The 13690-nt window shown below is 62.3% G+C and carries 16 protein-coding genes and 1 other RNA gene; 8 read left to right on the top strand and 9 right to left on the bottom strand.

The window, feature by feature from the left end; genetic code table 11:
- Positions 1–13: 13 nt before the first annotated feature.
- Positions 14–961: an AEC family transporter gene (locus RlegSU303_RS23380; protein ID WP_017962748.1), complete on the top strand. Its 948-nt coding sequence runs from the start codon at positions 14–16 to the stop codon at positions 959–961.
- Between the two features lie 87 nt (positions 962–1048).
- Here the strand turns inward: RlegSU303_RS23380 and RlegSU303_RS23375 are convergent, their stop codons facing one another.
- Positions 1049–1612 carry a c-type cytochrome gene (locus RlegSU303_RS23375; RefSeq protein WP_077977700.1) on the bottom strand — a complete coding sequence of 188 codons (564 nt, stop codon included), beginning with the start codon at positions 1610–1612 and terminating at the stop codon, positions 1049–1051.
- Between the two features lie 154 nt (positions 1613–1766).
- Here RlegSU303_RS23375 and RlegSU303_RS23370 point away from each other — a divergent pair, with 154 nt between their 5' ends.
- Together RlegSU303_RS23370 and RlegSU303_RS23365 are read left to right on the top strand one after the other, a co-directional pair.
- Complete coding sequence (locus RlegSU303_RS23370; RefSeq protein ID WP_131719763.1) at positions 1767–2522, top strand: 3-deoxy-manno-octulosonate cytidylyltransferase; 756 nt, start codon at positions 1767–1769, stop codon at positions 2520–2522.
- A gap of 10 nt (positions 2523–2532) precedes the next feature.
- Positions 2533–3387, top strand: a complete 855-nt coding sequence (locus tag RlegSU303_RS23365) for a prephenate dehydratase (protein ID WP_003544355.1) — start codon at positions 2533–2535, stop codon at positions 3385–3387.
- 114 nt (positions 3388–3501) lie between these two features.
- Here the strand turns inward: RlegSU303_RS23365 and RlegSU303_RS23360 are convergent, their stop codons facing one another.
- From RlegSU303_RS23360 to RlegSU303_RS23340, 5 genes are all read right to left on the bottom strand, one after another.
- Positions 3502–3870: a VOC family protein gene (locus tag RlegSU303_RS23360; protein ID WP_072640071.1), complete on the bottom strand. Its 369-nt coding sequence runs from the start codon at positions 3868–3870 to the stop codon at positions 3502–3504.
- Positions 3871–4065: 195 nt separating this feature from the next.
- Complete coding sequence (locus RlegSU303_RS23355) at positions 4066–4326, bottom strand: hypothetical protein (protein ID WP_027669106.1); 261 nt, start codon at positions 4324–4326, stop codon at positions 4066–4068.
- 70 nt (positions 4327–4396) lie between these two features.
- Positions 4397–5092, bottom strand: coding sequence for a helix-turn-helix transcriptional regulator (locus RlegSU303_RS23350; protein WP_017962743.1), 696 nt, complete (start codon positions 5090–5092; stop codon positions 4397–4399).
- Positions 5093–5096: 4 nt separating this feature from the next.
- The gene (gene nudC, locus RlegSU303_RS23345) at positions 5097–6056 is read right to left on the bottom strand and encodes an NAD(+) diphosphatase (RefSeq protein WP_025396640.1); all 960 of its coding nucleotides are present in this window, start codon (positions 6054–6056) and stop codon (positions 5097–5099) included.
- Positions 6053–6463 carry an HIT domain-containing protein gene (locus tag RlegSU303_RS23340; protein WP_025396639.1) on the bottom strand — a complete coding sequence of 137 codons (411 nt, stop codon included), beginning with the start codon at positions 6461–6463 and terminating at the stop codon, positions 6053–6055. Before RlegSU303_RS23340 ends, nudC begins: the two co-directional genes overlap by 4 nt.
- Before the next feature lie 89 nt (positions 6464–6552).
- On the opposite strand from RlegSU303_RS23340, the gene ffs reads away from it, so the two are divergent.
- The 3 genes from ffs to RlegSU303_RS23325 all read left to right on the top strand — a co-directional run bounded on the left by ffs (position 6553) and on the right by RlegSU303_RS23325 (position 8918).
- Positions 6553–6649: signal recognition particle sRNA small type (ffs, locus tag RlegSU303_RS23335), an RNA gene on the top strand.
- A 45-nt stretch (positions 6650–6694) separates the two neighbouring features.
- Positions 6695–8572, top strand: a complete 1878-nt coding sequence (locus tag RlegSU303_RS23330) for a DNA polymerase III subunit gamma/tau (RefSeq protein WP_131621029.1) — start codon at positions 6695–6697, stop codon at positions 8570–8572.
- 22 nt (positions 8573–8594) lie between these two features.
- On the top strand, positions 8595–8918 hold the full coding sequence (locus RlegSU303_RS23325) for a YbaB/EbfC family nucleoid-associated protein (protein WP_003555794.1): 324 nt from the start codon (positions 8595–8597) through the stop codon (positions 8916–8918).
- A gap of 25 nt (positions 8919–8943) precedes the next feature.
- Here RlegSU303_RS23325 and RlegSU303_RS23320 read toward each other — a convergent pair whose 3' ends face one another.
- Positions 8944–9573: an MOSC domain-containing protein gene (locus tag RlegSU303_RS23320; RefSeq protein ID WP_094087007.1), complete on the bottom strand. Its 630-nt coding sequence runs from the start codon at positions 9571–9573 to the stop codon at positions 8944–8946.
- A 57-nt stretch (positions 9574–9630) separates the two neighbouring features.
- Between RlegSU303_RS23320 and recR the strand changes: the two genes are divergently transcribed.
- Both recR and RlegSU303_RS23310 read left to right on the top strand, forming a co-directional pair.
- Positions 9631–10236, top strand: coding sequence for a recombination mediator RecR (gene recR, locus RlegSU303_RS23315; protein WP_003555792.1), 606 nt, complete (start codon positions 9631–9633; stop codon positions 10234–10236).
- An 11-nt stretch (positions 10237–10247) separates the two neighbouring features.
- Positions 10248–11495 (top strand): lytic murein transglycosylase, encoded by a 1248-nt coding sequence (locus RlegSU303_RS23310; protein ID WP_131719764.1) that lies wholly within the window; start codon positions 10248–10250, stop codon positions 11493–11495.
- 6 nt (positions 11496–11501) lie between these two features.
- Here the strand turns inward: RlegSU303_RS23310 and RlegSU303_RS23305 are convergent, their stop codons facing one another.
- Positions 11502–11957 carry a GNAT family N-acetyltransferase gene (locus RlegSU303_RS23305; RefSeq protein ID WP_131621025.1) on the bottom strand — a complete coding sequence of 152 codons (456 nt, stop codon included), beginning with the start codon at positions 11955–11957 and terminating at the stop codon, positions 11502–11504.
- 9 nt (positions 11958–11966) lie between these two features.
- A complete protein-coding gene (locus RlegSU303_RS23300) occupies positions 11967–13646 on the bottom strand; it encodes an MFS transporter (RefSeq protein ID WP_205928074.1) in 1680 nt (559 codons plus the stop codon).
- Between the last annotated feature and the right edge of the window lie 44 nt (positions 13647–13690).

Genomic DNA, 13690 nt, shown 5'->3' with positions numbered 1-13690 from the left:
AGCAGCCTCCCCTATGTCAGCCATCATTTTCGACGTCCTTCCCGTCTTCATTCTGATTCTCATCGGCTGGGTAATCGTGCGCAGCGGATTGATGGCGTCGAATGTCGGCGAAGCGCTCAGCGAATTCGTCTTCAAGATCGCCGTGCCGCTTCTGCTCTTCCGCACCATCGCCGAGGCGGATTTTCATGGCGCCTCGCCCTTCCGGCTCTGGATCGTCTATTTTTCCGGCGTTGCCATCACGTGGACGGCCGGCCATATCGCCGCCACACGCCTCTTCGGACGCGACGAACGGATCGGCGTGCTGGCCGGCGTTTCCTCGGCCTTCGCCAACAATATCTTCATCGGCCTGCCCCTCGTCGAGCGGACCGTCGGCGACGAAGGGCTAGTGGCGCTGTCGATCCTGCTTGCCGTGCATCTGCCCGTCATGATGGTCGCCGGCACGGTGCTGATGGAGCATGCCGAGCGCAAGATCGCTGGCAAAAGCGATCGCAGCATGGTGCTGGTGCTTCGCCAGATCGCCGTCAACCTCGTGCGCAATCCGCTGGTGATCGGGCTTGCGGCCGGCATGGCCATGCACCTTTCCGGTCTCACCATGCCGACGACGGTGGCAACGGTCGTCGGGCAGATCGCCGGCATTGCCGGTCCGGCGGCGCTGATATCGCTCGGCATGGCGCTGGAGAGATACGGCGTCTCCGGCAATCTCGGCATCGCCAGCGTCACCTCGAGCCTGAAGTTGCTGCTGCTGCCCGGCTGCGTCTGGGCGGCGAGCCATCTGCTCGGTCTCAGCCCCGAATGGACGGCAGCGATCGTGCTGACCTCCTCCGTCCCAACCGGCGTCAACGCCTGGCTGATCGCCAACCGCTTCGGCGTCGGTCACAGCCTCGCCGCCTCGACGATCACGGTGACGACGGCGCTCGGCGCCATCACGGTTTCGCTCTGGGCCTATTTCCTCGGCGCCTGAGGTCTTTGCTTTACGCATGTTGTTACCGCACAACGAAAAAGCCCGGCTTGCGGGCCGGGCTTCAATGTCCTGCGATTGTCTGCCGTGCTACTGCGTCGCGGCGTTCGGATCCGGCAGCGGCACCGGCGAATCGGCGAGCGTGTGCAGGTAGAGGATAACGTTGGCGCGCTCCTGATCCTTCGCCAGACCGGCGAAGCCCATCGCGGTGCCTGGAATGTCCTTCTTTGGCGCCAGCAGGAACTTGTTGAGGTTTTCGAAGGTCCACTTCTCGCTGCCGCCCTTGGAGAAATCCTTCATGGCAGCGGAATAGGCAAAGCCTTCATGCGAGGCGATCGGGCGATCTACGGCACCAAAGAGGTTGGGACCGACCTTATTCGGTCCCCCTTTGGTGGCGTCATGACAGGACTGACACTTCTTGAAGACAGTTTCACCGGCCTTGGCATCTGCAGAAGCGAGCAATTGCGCGATCGGAACGGCAACGGCAGGCGCAGCCTCACCGCCGGCGGCAGGCGCCTCTTCGGCAACGATCGCGAAACCTTCCTTTTCCGGTGCTTCGGAATGGAAGATCCCTTCGGACGCGATGGAGACAGACATCAGAACGAAAATCGTTCCGAGCAGCGCCCCAACGGCCGTATTGACGTATGAATTCATCTGCAATGCTCCCCTTGCAGCCGGCAGACCATAAACCGGACCATCTTGAAATCGCGCGGAACCTATGTCTTTTGGGTGATCGTTGCAACTGTCTAAATGGTCTTGTGCGTGAGACTTTTTGACACTTTTCAGCCCGGAATAGAAGGCCCGAACCATGAGTGATTCAAATTTAGACGGCGTGCTCGTATTGATCCCGGCGCGCATGGCCTCCACCCGGCTTCCGGGCAAGCCGCTGGCCGATATTTGCGGTCTGCCGATGATCGTGCAGGTGGCGATGCGCGCCAGGGAGGCAGCCATCGGCCGTGTCGTCGTCGCCGTCGACGACACAAGAGTGTTCGAGGCCGTGGCCGCCGCCGGCTTCGAAGTCGTCATGACCCGTGCAGACCATCAATCGGGTTCCGATCGGATCTTCGAGGCGCTGACGAAAGTCGATCCGGAGGGAAAGGCGAAAATCATCGTCAATGTCCAGGGCGATCTGCCGACGATCGATCCGGAAACGGTGCGCGCGGCGTTGCGCCCGCTCGAGAACGAGGCGGTCGATATCGGCACGCTGACGACCGAAATCGACAATGAGGAGGACAAGACCGCGCCGCACATCGTCAAGATCGTCGGTTCGCCGATTTCCGCCAACCGGCTGCACGCACTCTACTTCACGCGGGCAACGGCTCCTTACGGCCAGGGGCCGCTCTACCATCATATCGGCCTTTATGCCTATCGGCGCGCGGCGCTCGAACGCTTCGTCTCGCTCGGCCCCTCGACGCTCGAAAAGCGCGAATCGCTGGAGCAGCTGCGGGCGCTGGAAGCAGGCATGCGCATCGACGCCGAGATCGTTGACACGGTTCCGCTCGGTGTCGATACTCCCGCCGACCTCGAAAAAGCGCGGCGCATCCTCTCCGCAAAGTCGAACTGACGGAACCATCATGAACATCAAGACCAACAGGATCGCCTTTCAGGGCGAATTCGGCGCCAATTCCGACATGGCCAGCCGCGACATGTTTCCGACCATGGAGCCGCTTCCCTGCCAGACCTTCGAGGATGCCTTTACGGCGGTCGACAACGGTGATGCCGATATCGGGATGATCCCGATCGAGAACACGATTGCCGGGCGCGTCGCCGATATCCACCATCTGCTGCCGGAGTCGCGGCTGCACATCATCGGCGAATATTTTATGCCGATCCGTTTCCAGCTGATGGTGCTGCCCGGTGTTACCAAGGACGAGATCCGCACGGTGCACAGCCATATCCACGCGCTCGGCCAATGCCGCAAGATCGTTCGCGCCAATGGCTGGAAGCCGGTGATCGCCGGCGATACGGCGGGGGCGGCGAAACTCGTGCAGGAAACCGGCGACCGCTCGATGGCCGCCTTGGCGCCACGCCTTGCCGCCGATCTCTACGGGCTCGAGATCATCGCCGAAAATGTCGAGGATACGGAAAACAACGTCACCCGCTTCGTCGTCCTGTCCCGCGACGAGGAATGGGCGCAACGGAATTCGGCGGAAGAAAAGGTCGTCACCACCTTCGTCTTCAACGTCCGCAACATTCCGGCCGCGCTCTACAAGGCGCTCGGCGGCTTTGCCACCAACAACATCAACATGACGAAGCTGGAAAGCTACCAGCTCGGCGGAAAATTCGTGGCGACGCAGTTTTACGCCGATATCGAAGGCCATCCGAACGACCCGAACGTGCGCCGGGCGTTGGAGGAACTGCGGTTCTTTTCCGAGAAAGTCCGCATCCTCGGCGTCTACAAGGGGCATGCGATGCGAGGCCTGCTTTAGAACAGGATGAAGTCATCCTGTTCTAAATTAAATAGTTAGAGCATGATGTTGTCCGAAAACCGCTGACACTTTTCGGCATCATGCTCCAAAGGCAAGCCCCGCAAGTCGCCTGAATTATTTATCCGGCTCACAGACACGCAGCCGATGCCCATCCGGATCGAGCACGACGAAGGTCGGGCCGAAATCCAGTTCGGTCAGTTCCTGGGCGATCGGCAGGCCGCGCTGGCGCCAGTCTTCATAATGTTTGGCGACGGCATTTTCTCCTTCGACCATGAAGGCCACTTCGCCGCGGTTGCCGATGGCGGAGGGCTGCGGCTCGACCTTGCTGCGCCGCCAGAGGCCGAGCGTGAAGCCGCCCTCAAGCGGAAAAGCGACGAAATTCGGCGCTTCTACCGCCGGTTCGCGGTTCAGCAGATTCCGGTAGAAGCTGGCGCTTTCAGCCGGGTCCTTGACGTAAAGAATGATGAGATTGGGGCTGGTCATTTCGGTTCTCCCGTTGTTTACGAATTGCGCCGCGAGAGATCTCGTCTGCTGACAATGAATGGCAGCAGACTACCGAGGGCGTTGCGATCGCAACGCCCCGTTCTCGTCGGGCAGAATGTTGATAAGGATGGGCGGCCTAAAGTGGTCGCGCATGTCGTTGTCGCAAAACCGCTGCACACTTTTGTGCGATATGCTTTAGAGCGGAAAGCGGTCCTCGCGGCGCGGGTCGCGTCCGTCGATGAAGCCGAGGTCGCGCTTCCGGTAATCCGGTGTCGCTTCAAGGTCGAGGCCGGTGCGGTCTCCTCTGCGAAATCGGAAAATGTTCATGACCAGGTGCAGCAGGCCGGAGCGCGCTGACTGGTGGACATCGGCAAAAGTCTCGGCCGAAATGACATCGGCAAAGGACTCGGCCGCAAAACGGTCGTTGGTGAAATGAATGGCTGGAGGCGTTACCATGATCAGTACTCCTTCCTGGTGAAGTGTACTGATAATAACTCCATCTGCTGACAGTTTATGGCAGCAGCGTTCAGTTCTCCATCTGCACGTCCTGCGTCTCGCGCCATTCCTTGAGGAGCACTGTGCGGCGGCGCGGATAGCGCACTTCGTGCAAGGCCATATCGATGATGCGATCGGTGCGGAAATGGCGAAAATCCTGGCGCAGTTCGCACCAGGCCATGAGGACGCGCACATGCTCGTAATAGCCGAGCCCGAAAGGCCAGACGCGGCGGCGCGAGATACGGCCCTGCTCGTCGCCATAATGCAGTTCGAGGATACGCTCCAGGCGGATCGCCCTGCGGATGGCCGAAACGTCAGCCTTGTCCTCGTCCCTGCGTTTGGGACCGACGAAAAGCGCTGCCGAATCGATCATCTCGCGCATATCGGCCGGCAGCACGGCGGCAATCTTGGCCAGTGCATCGGCGCCGGCGCCGGCAAGGCGCGGCTCGGCGGCCCGGGCCACCCAGCGCGAGCCGAGCACCAATGCCTCCAGCTCCTCCTCGGAAAACATCATCGGCGGCAGCATGAAGCCCGGCTTCAGCACGTAGCCGATGCCGGCTTCGCCTTCGATCATCGCGCCCTGGGCCTGCAGGCTGGCAATATCGCGATAGAGGGTCCGCAAGCTCACCCCGGTCTCTTGTGCCAGCACCGTGCCGGTCACCGGCCGCCGGTAACGCCGGAGCGTCTGGAGCAGCGTCAGCAGCCGTTCCGAGCGGGCGATGGGCATGACGCTAGCGCTTCCACTCCACCCAGTCGCGCATCAGGCGGTGGGCGATCGCCCCTTTCGGCGGAGAGGCCTTGCCTGTCGCGCTCGGGCGTTCCAGCATCTCGATCGTTTCCTCGCGGGTGAACCAGCGGCAATCCTCCAGCTCGGTCTCGTCGCGGCTGATTTCGGTGGATTTCGCCTCGGCGTAACAGCCGATCATCAGTGAATGCGGCATCGGCCAGGGCTGCGAGGCGTGATAGCGGATGCGGCCGGTGCGGATGCCCGATTCCTCCAGCGTTTCGCGTCGCACGGCGTTCTCGATCGTCTCGCCGGGTTCGAGGAAGCCGGCGAGACAGGAATACATGCCCGGCGCGAAATGCGGGCTGCGGCCGAGCAGGCAGAGGTCGCGCTGCTCGTCGACCGTCAGCATGATGACGACGGGGTCGGTGCGGGGGAAGATCACGTGTTCGCAGGCGGCGCAGACACGCTTGTAGCCGCCGATGTGGATCTCCATCGCCGAGCCGCAGCGGCCGCAGAAGCGATTGTCGCCATTCCAGCGGATGAGGCTCGCGGCCTGGGCGAATTCGCCGAGCAACACTTCGTCGATCAGCATTTCGCGAAACAGCGTGCGACCGTCGGCAGGCTTATAGTGGCTGGTGAGGTCGTCGACGTCGATGCCGACGGGAACGGCAAGGCGCGGCTCGCCGCTCTTGCGGTAACCGAGAAGCACGGTCTCGTCCCAATCCGGCTGCAATTCCTGCAGCTCGTAGCGGGCAAAGAGCGGGTCGAGCACCTGGCCGTCATGCTTCAGCACCAGCTTATCCCTAGTGAAGGCGAAGATATGGGTGCCTTCCTTGGCCAGCGCCTTTTCGACGGATTGTTCGTCGCGATGCTCGGAATCGCGGTTGAGATCGTTGGCGGCAAAGGCCGTGAGATTGCTGGGTTCCGGATGCGGCGCATCCGAATCGAAAAGCGAATGACTCATGATGACAGGGCTTCCCGCAGCTTCGCTGTAAATTCGTCTCTCTTTCCGTCTTCGTAGGGCTCCGCGCGCCCGAAGCCCCAGACGGGACCCGGCCAGTTGGCATCGCCTTCGAAGCGGGCAATGACATGAACATGAAGCTGGCGGACGATGTTGCCAAGAGCCCCGACATTGATTTTTGTCGCGCCGGTGATCTTCTTCAGCGCCTTGGCGACCAGTTCCGTCTCGAAAGCAAGCAGCACCTGGTCGAGCGGCGTCAGTTCGAAGATTTCGGTGATATCAGCCCGGCGCGGCACGAGAATGAGCCAGGGCCAGCGGGCGTCCTTCGACAATCTCAGATCGCAGAGGCCGGTGACCATGATGCTGATGCTGTCATTTTCGAGCCTGGGGTCGAGCACGAAACCGTTCAAAGGGCATTCCTCCTGTCTTTTCCTACGACTAGCAGTTTTTTCGCATGTTGGCTTGCTTTTGATGACGATATTGCCGATATGTGCATCCGGGAGGTTGGTGGTGGACGAGCCACTCGCCAACCGGGTCAGGTCCGGAAGGAAGCAGCCCTAACGAGCCCGGCACGGGTCATCGTGCCAGCCTCCCACCTTCTCTCCACGAAGTGCCCGACAGTCCGGGCGACAAGCAGGGCGATGAGCGACACCGAGCGACAATCAAAAGATGCCGCCTCGACGGGCACCGGATACCGAGTGCTGGCTCGCAAATACCGCCCCAAGGATTTCACGGACCTGATGGTCGGCCAGGAGCCGATGGTCCGCACCCTCACCAACGCTTTCGAGACCGGCCGCATCGCCCAAGCCTACATGCTGACCGGCGTGCGCGGCGTCGGCAAGACGACGACGGCGCGCATCCTGGCGCGGGCGCTGAACTACAAGACATCGGAAATCGACAAGCCGACGATCGACCTCCGCACGCCCGGCGAGCACTGCCAGGCGATCATGGAAGGCCGGCATGTCGACGTGATCGAGATGGATGCCGCCTCCCATACCGGTATCGACGATATCCGCGAGATCATTGAGCAGGTGCGTTACCGGCCGGTTTCGGCGCGCTACAAGGTCTATATCATCGACGAAGTGCACATGCTGTCGACGCAGGCCTTCAACGGCCTGCTGAAGACGCTGGAAGAGCCGCCGGAGCATGTGAAGTTCATCTTCGCCACCACCGAGATCCGCAAGGTGCCGATCACCGTGCTGTCGCGCTGCCAGCGCTTCGACCTGCGCCGCATCAGCGCCTCCGATCTCGTCGGGCTGTTCACGACGATCGCGGCCAAGGAAGGCATCGAGGCGGAAGCCGACGCGCTGGCGATGATCGCGCGTGCTGCCGAAGGCTCGGCGCGCGACGGCCTGTCGCTGCTCGATCAGGCGATCGCTCATGGCGCGGGCGTCGTGCAGGCGGAAGCCGTGCGCGGCATGCTCGGCCTTGCCGATCGCGCCCGGATCGTCGATCTCTTCCAGCATATCGTCAAAGGTGATGTGGCCGCCGCCCTCGGCGAGTTCCAGAACCAGTACGAAGCCGGCGCCAATCCGGTGGTGGTGCTGACCGATCTTGCCGATTTCACCCATCTGGTGACGCGGCTGAAATATGTGCCGGATGCGGCAAACGATCCTTCGCTCAGCGAGGTCGAGCGCACCAAGGCGGCGGAATTTGGGAAGAGCGTTGCAGTGACGACGCTGTCGCGCATCTGGCAGATGCTGCTCAAGGGCATTCCGGAAACGGAAGGCTCATCGCGGACGGCAGGGGCGGCCGAGATGGTGCTGATCCGGCTTGCACATGCCGCGCATTTGCCGGCGCCCGAGGATGCGGCGCGGCGGCTTGCCGAGTTTTCCGGCGACAATGCTGGTCAACGGCCCTCTTCTCCGCCGTCCGGCAATGGCGGCGGCAACGGTACACGGGTTCCTTATCAAAGCAGTGTCGCGGCGCGTGCAGCCGAAACCGCGCCGAGCCAGCCGCCGTCTTCCGCGCCGGTGGCGATGCTGCGTGCCGTGCCGAGCAGCCAGCCGGAGACCATGCCTGTCGGGCGGATCGAGCCAAAACCGGCGGAAGCATTAAAGCCGCTCGTCCCGGTCAATTCGGTCAATGATATTGTCAACCTCGCCACCGAGAAACGCGATCCGAAGCTGAAGGCGATGGTGCGCACCTTCCTGCGCCCGGTCCGGATCGAAGCCGGCCGGCTCGACGTCAGCCTGGCTCCCGGTGCGCCGACGACGCTGCTCAACGAGCTTGCCGTCAAGCTGAAGGAATGGACCGGCATCCATTGGATCGTCAGCCTCAGCCGCGACGAGGGCCAGCCGGCGCTGGTGGAAGCGGAGGCCAGGACGCGGGAACAGCATGTGATCGACGCGCGCCAGGACCCTGACGTGGCGGCAATCCTTGCACATTTTCCGGGTGCCAAGATCATCGACGTGCGCGTACGAGCGCCCGAACCGGAGGAGGAAGGCGAGGCGACGCCGCCAGCCGCCGCCGAATCCGAGGAAGGTGACATCCTGCCGGGCGACGATATAGAATTCTGAGGTTTCAAGAAGGAGCGAGACGATGCGCGACATCATGGGCATGATGGGCAAAGTCAAGGAAATGCAGGCCAAGATGGAGCAGATGCAGGCGGAGATCGCCGAGCTCACGGCCGAAGGCAAGGCGGGGGGCGGTCTCGTCGCCGTCGTCATATCAGGCAAGGGCGAGCTGAAGAGCCTTAAGATCGACCCGTCGCTGTTCAAAGAAGACGATGTCGAGATCCTCGAGGACCTGATCGTCGCCGCTCATAAGGACGCCAAGGACAAGGCCGAGGCGCTCGCCGCCGAGAAGACCAAGGCGCTGACCGCCGGCCTGCCGATTCCGCCGGGCTTCAAGCTGCCGTTCTGAGGCGGCCCACATATCAAAGTGTGATCTAGTGCGCTTCGTCGGCTTGGGGTTCCAGCATGGCCCGAAGCTTGTAGTGAATTGGGGCCGCGAGATATCGCGCCCGATCTCTGCCCTGAAGCCTTCGGCCGAAGGTCTCCATTAGCTCGGGCATCGTAATCTTATCTCCCGAAAAAGACGTGTATTCCATCGGCATCCCGGGCTCGACCACGCCGCCCCGGATGACGCGGCAATAGATGCCGGGACGGGCGGCGGCGGTGTAACGCTTGACGAATTTCGGATCGGCCATCCTGGCGGCGAAGGTGGCGCAGGGCATACGGCATGCCGTGACCTCGAGGATGAGATCGCCAGCGGCGAAGCGGTCACCGACGGCGACGTCGCGATTGTCCAGATCTGATATCACCATGTTCTCCCCGAAAGTACCGGCCTCATAAGGCCTGCCGAGCTCGCTGCTCCACCAGTCGAGCGTCAGCGATCCCTCGACATAGACCGCCTGGTCGACGCCGCCATGGTGTTTGCGGTTGCAGATCGCATCGCCGACAAGGCCTTCGGCATCGATCATCACCGCGCCGTTGACCGCATGTTTGAAGATGCCGGTCTTGTAGCTCTTGCCCGGCAGTCTTTCCGGATTGCCGGTGCACAAGGCCAGGATTTTCATGGGATGGCCGATCCTTCCGCGATTCCGTTTTCGTTCCATATCAGTTAAGAACGGCGCATGGCAAAACGAGTCACCGGACCCGAAATTGAAAAACTCATCCAGCTTCTGGCGAAGGTGCCGGGCCTCGGGCCGCGGTCGGCGCGCCGGGCGGCACTGCATCTGATCAAGAAGAAGGACCAGCTGCTAGGCCCGCTGTCGAATGCAATGGGCGAGGCCTATGACAAGGTGAAGATCTGCTCGCGCTGCGGCAATGTCGATACGGTCGATCCCTGCATTGTCTGCACCGACACACAGCGCGATCAATCCGTCATCATTGTCGTCGAGGACGTATCGGATCTCTGGGCGCTGGAACGGGCAGGCGCGATGAACGCCGCCTATCACGTGCTCGGCGGCACCCTGTCGCCGCTCGACGGGGTCGGTCCTGACGATCTCAACATTCGCGGCCTGATCGACCGGGTCGGCGAAGGCGGCATCCGGGAACTGATCATCGCGGTCAATGCCACGGTCGAGGGACAAACGACGGCGCACTACATCACCGATCAGTTGCAGGGGCTCGACGTGAAGATCACGCGGCTGGCGCATGGCGTGCCCGTCGGCGGCGAGCTCGACTATCTCGACGAGGGCACGCTTGCGGCCGCGCTTCGAGCGCGGACTGTAATATGAGGGGTTTGGCTATGCCGAAGAGCACGGGGATATTCGCACTCGCTTTAACGGCAGCTCTCCTGCCCCTCTCCTGTTACGCGGCCCCTTCAAAAGCCGATGTCGAGGTGCAGTTCGAAAAATGGGTGCAGGCCGACCTCTGGCCGGAGGCGAAGGCGAACGGCATTTCGGAGAAGGTCTTTCAAGCCGCTTTCTCCGGCATCACGCTGAACTGGAACCTGCCCGATCTCGCCCCGCCCGGTTTCCCGCCACCGAAGGAGCAGAAGCAGACGCAGGCCGAATTTTCCTCGCCCGCTCCCTATTTCAACGAGGACCATCTGAAGAAGCTTGCCGCAACGGGACGCGGCTTTGCCGCCCAATATGGCTCGACGCTGACGCGGATCGAAAAGACCTATGGCGTGCCGGGCTCGATCGTGCTGGCCATCTGGGGCCGTGAGACGGGCTTCGGCGCGGCGAAGATCCCGAATTCGGCGATCGAGGTCCTGGCAACCAAGGCCTTCATGTCGACGCGCAAGGCGATGTTCCGCACCGAGCTGGTGGCCGCACTCCATATTCTCGACGGCGGCGACGTCACACCTGCCGAGTTCAAGGGTTCTTGGGCGGGCGCGCTCGGCCAGCCGCAGTTCATGCCGACCAGCTATCTGAAATATGCGGTGGACTTCGATGGCGACGGTCACCGCAATATCTGGACCTCGGTTCCCGATACGCTCGCCTCGATCGCCAATTACCTGGTCAAGAAAGGCTGGCAGCGCAACCGCGACTGGGGCTTCGAGGTGTCGATACCGGAGTCGGTCTCCTGCGCGCAGGAGGGACCCGATCTGGCAAAGCCGCTGTCGCACTGGGCCTCGCTCGGTATCGACCGCATCTCCGGCAAGGGCTTTCCCTCCGGTGAAATGAAGGCTGAGGGCATGATGCTGGTTCCGGCCGGCCGCGACGGACCGGAATTCATCGTCACGCCGAATTTCTACATCATCAAGGAATACAATAATTCCGACCTCTACGCGCTCTATATCGGCAACCTCGCCGACCGGATCGCCTATAATGGCGGCGCCTTTGAGGGCAGATGGGGCGATGTCGGCAAGATGCTGCGCTCGGACGTCGCCGCCATGCAGAAGGCGCTGGAACGGCAGGGTTATGATGTCGGCGGCTCCGACGGTCTGCCGGGCTACAAGACCCGGCGTTCGATCGGCCAGTGGCAGGCAAAGAACGGCATGAAGCCGACATGTTTTCCCGAGGCGACGATGAAGGGCAAGCTGAAGTAATCGGCTTTATAGAGTGCGCTTCAAACCTTCATGGCTGGCAACGAAACCGAGCCTCTCATAGAAGCGGATCGCATCCCCTCGCGCCTTGTCCGATGTCAGCTGCACCAAGCCGCAGCCGCGCTCGGCGCACTGAGCAATCGCCCATTCGATGAATTGCGCGCCGAGGCCCGAGCCGCGAAGGTTCCTTGCCACACGCACGCTTTCGATCTGGCCGCGCCACATGCCCGTCCTCGAGAGGCCGGGAAGAAAGCTCAGTTGCAGACTGCCCACGACCTGGTCGGCCGCATCGGTCGCGACAGCCAACAACTGGTTGGCATCCGCCTCGATCGCGGCGAAGGCCGAGAGATAACGCGCATCGACGGGATCAGAGACGATTTCTCTGGCGCCGCCGAGATCGTCATCGCCAAGAAGCCGGACGATGGCGGCAAGATCGGATAGGCGGGCGAGCCTGAAATTATGCATTGATTGTTCTCAATGATGCAGATCGATCGGCGCTTTGTGAAAGACATCGTCACCTGGCGCAATGGCCTGGCGCTCGATCATGCGGTGAACATGAGGCGGGCCTTCGCCGCGATGGAGCGCGCGCAGCCTGTCGATATTTTCGGCATCGGCCTGCGTGCGCCGCTGGTTGTGTCTTATATATTCGACCCATGTCGGCGTATGATAGGTCTCCGTCCACAGCCCCGGATTTTCAAGATCGCGCATCAGCGCCCAATTGCGGGCGCCGTCGCGGATGCGAATGCGGCGGCGCTCGCCCATCAGCGCCATGAATTCCGCAAGGTCGTCGTCGGCAATCTCATAGTCGACCTGGATGACGATCGGGCCGCTGCGCGGCGTGATGTCGAGGCTGAGCGCCGGTGCTGTGAAGCGGTTCAGCGGATCGAGGTTGAGCGAGGCGAAGGCCGGCATCGAAAAACGCAGGCCGATCGCGATGCCGAGCAGCATGACGACGGATGACATCAGCAGCGCATCGGCAACGCCATAGCGATCGGCGGCAACGCCCCACAGCCAACTACCGCCGGCGATGCCGCCGAAGGTGACGGTCTGATAAAGCGACAGCGCCCGGCCGACTACCCAGCGCGGCGTCGAAAGCTGGACGATGGTGTTGAACAGCGATAGGGCAGAGACCCAGCAGGCGCCGGAAACGAGCAGCCCGGCGGAGGTCAAGACAGCGCTCGGGCTCACGGCTGCAATGACCGCGCTCAATGCGAAGCCGGCAAAGGAGAGGCGGATGATCATCTCGCTGGAAAGCACCTGGCGGAGCCTGGCATTCAGCACCGCGCCGCCAATCGCGCCGACGCCGAAGGCGCCGAGCATGAAACCATAGGTCAGCGGGCCGCCGGCAACGAGATCGAGGGCGACGACCGGCAGCAGCGCCAGGATCGAACTGGCGCCGATGCCGAAGAGCAGTCCCCTGACAAGGACCTTTTCGAGATTGGGCGACATCGAGACATAACGCAGGCCGGCAAAGATGGCGCTGCCGAGCGCCTCTCGCGGCAGGGTCGAGACGGGCGCGGCTGGCCGCCAGCGCAGCAGGGCATAGATCAAGGCGAGGTAACTCAGCGTATTGACCGCGAAGGCCGCGGCCGCGCCGGCAGCAGCGACGATGACGCCGCCGATCGCCGGGCCGACGCTGCGGGTGATGTTGAAACCCATGCTGTTCAGCGTGACCGCGGCCGGCAGATCGGCACGCGGCACCATATCGCCGACCGAGGCCTGCCAGGAGGGATTGTTGAGCGCGGTGCCGCAGCCGATCAGGAAGGTGAAGAAGAGCAGCAGCCAGGGCGTGATCCAGCCGAGCAGAGCTGAGGCCGTCAGCAGGCCTGAGACGGTGAGCATCAGGCACTGCGCCGTCAGCATGACCCGGCGGCGGTCATAATTGTCGGCCAGCGCACCCGATATCAGCGAAAACAGCATGATCGGCAGCGCCGTCGAGGTCTGCACCAGCGCCACCATGTCCTCCGAAGCGGTGATCGTCGTCATCATCCAGGCGGCGCCGACCGCCTGGATCAGGCCGCCGAAATTCGAAGAAAGGCTCGCGAACCAGATGGTGCGGTAGGTATCGTGCCGCAAAGGCGCCAATGTCGACGAAGTGTAGGCCACGATTTCTCCCGCTTTTGTTATTGCGCGCCAACGGCAATATATGCGCAACACCGGCGCCGGCCATAGGCCTCATCACGTCGCCGGAAGCGAAT

The organism is Rhizobium sp. SU303 (assembly GCF_021052345.1).
Lineage (GTDB): Bacteria > Pseudomonadota > Alphaproteobacteria > Rhizobiales > Rhizobiaceae > Rhizobium > Rhizobium laguerreae.
The sequence above is the reverse complement of the archived record's forward strand: the minus strand, read 5'-3'. Positions and strand labels throughout refer to the sequence as shown.

Excerpts from the sequence above, each read along its gene's own strand:
- RlegSU303_RS23320 (WP_094087007.1), bottom strand. The coding sequence starts at position 9,573 with ATGAAAATCCTGGCCTTGTGCACCGGCAATCCGGAAAGACTGCCGGGC.
- RlegSU303_RS23355 (WP_027669106.1), bottom strand. The coding sequence starts at position 4,326 with ATGGTAACGCCTCCAGCCATTCATTTCACCAACGACCGTTTTGCGGCC.
- RlegSU303_RS23370 (WP_131719763.1), top strand. The coding sequence starts at position 1,767 with ATGAGTGATTCAAATTTAGACGGCGTGCTCGTATTGATCCCGGCGCGC.
- RlegSU303_RS23360 (WP_072640071.1), bottom strand. The coding sequence starts at position 3,870 with ATGACCAGCCCCAATCTCATCATTCTTTACGTCAAGGACCCGGCTGAA.
- RlegSU303_RS23330 (WP_131621029.1), top strand. The coding sequence starts at position 6,695 with ATGAGCGACACCGAGCGACAATCAAAAGATGCCGCCTCGACGGGCACC.
- RlegSU303_RS23325 (WP_003555794.1), top strand. The coding sequence starts at position 8,595 with ATGCGCGACATCATGGGCATGATGGGCAAAGTCAAGGAAATGCAGGCC.
- recR (WP_003555792.1), top strand. The coding sequence starts at position 9,631 with ATGGCAAAACGAGTCACCGGACCCGAAATTGAAAAACTCATCCAGCTT.
- RlegSU303_RS23305 (WP_131621025.1), bottom strand. The coding sequence starts at position 11,957 with ATGCATAATTTCAGGCTCGCCCGCCTATCCGATCTTGCCGCCATCGTC.
- RlegSU303_RS23365 (WP_003544355.1), top strand. The coding sequence starts at position 2,533 with ATGAACATCAAGACCAACAGGATCGCCTTTCAGGGCGAATTCGGCGCC.
- RlegSU303_RS23350 (WP_017962743.1), bottom strand. The coding sequence starts at position 5,092 with ATGCCCATCGCCCGCTCGGAACGGCTGCTGACGCTGCTCCAGACGCTC.
- nudC (WP_025396640.1), bottom strand. The coding sequence starts at position 6,056 with ATGAGTCATTCGCTTTTCGATTCGGATGCGCCGCATCCGGAACCCAGC.
- RlegSU303_RS23375 (WP_077977700.1), bottom strand. The coding sequence starts at position 1,612 with ATGAATTCATACGTCAATACGGCCGTTGGGGCGCTGCTCGGAACGATT.
- RlegSU303_RS23380 (WP_017962748.1), top strand. The coding sequence starts at position 14 with ATGTCAGCCATCATTTTCGACGTCCTTCCCGTCTTCATTCTGATTCTC.
- RlegSU303_RS23310 (WP_131719764.1), top strand. The coding sequence starts at position 10,248 with ATGCCGAAGAGCACGGGGATATTCGCACTCGCTTTAACGGCAGCTCTC.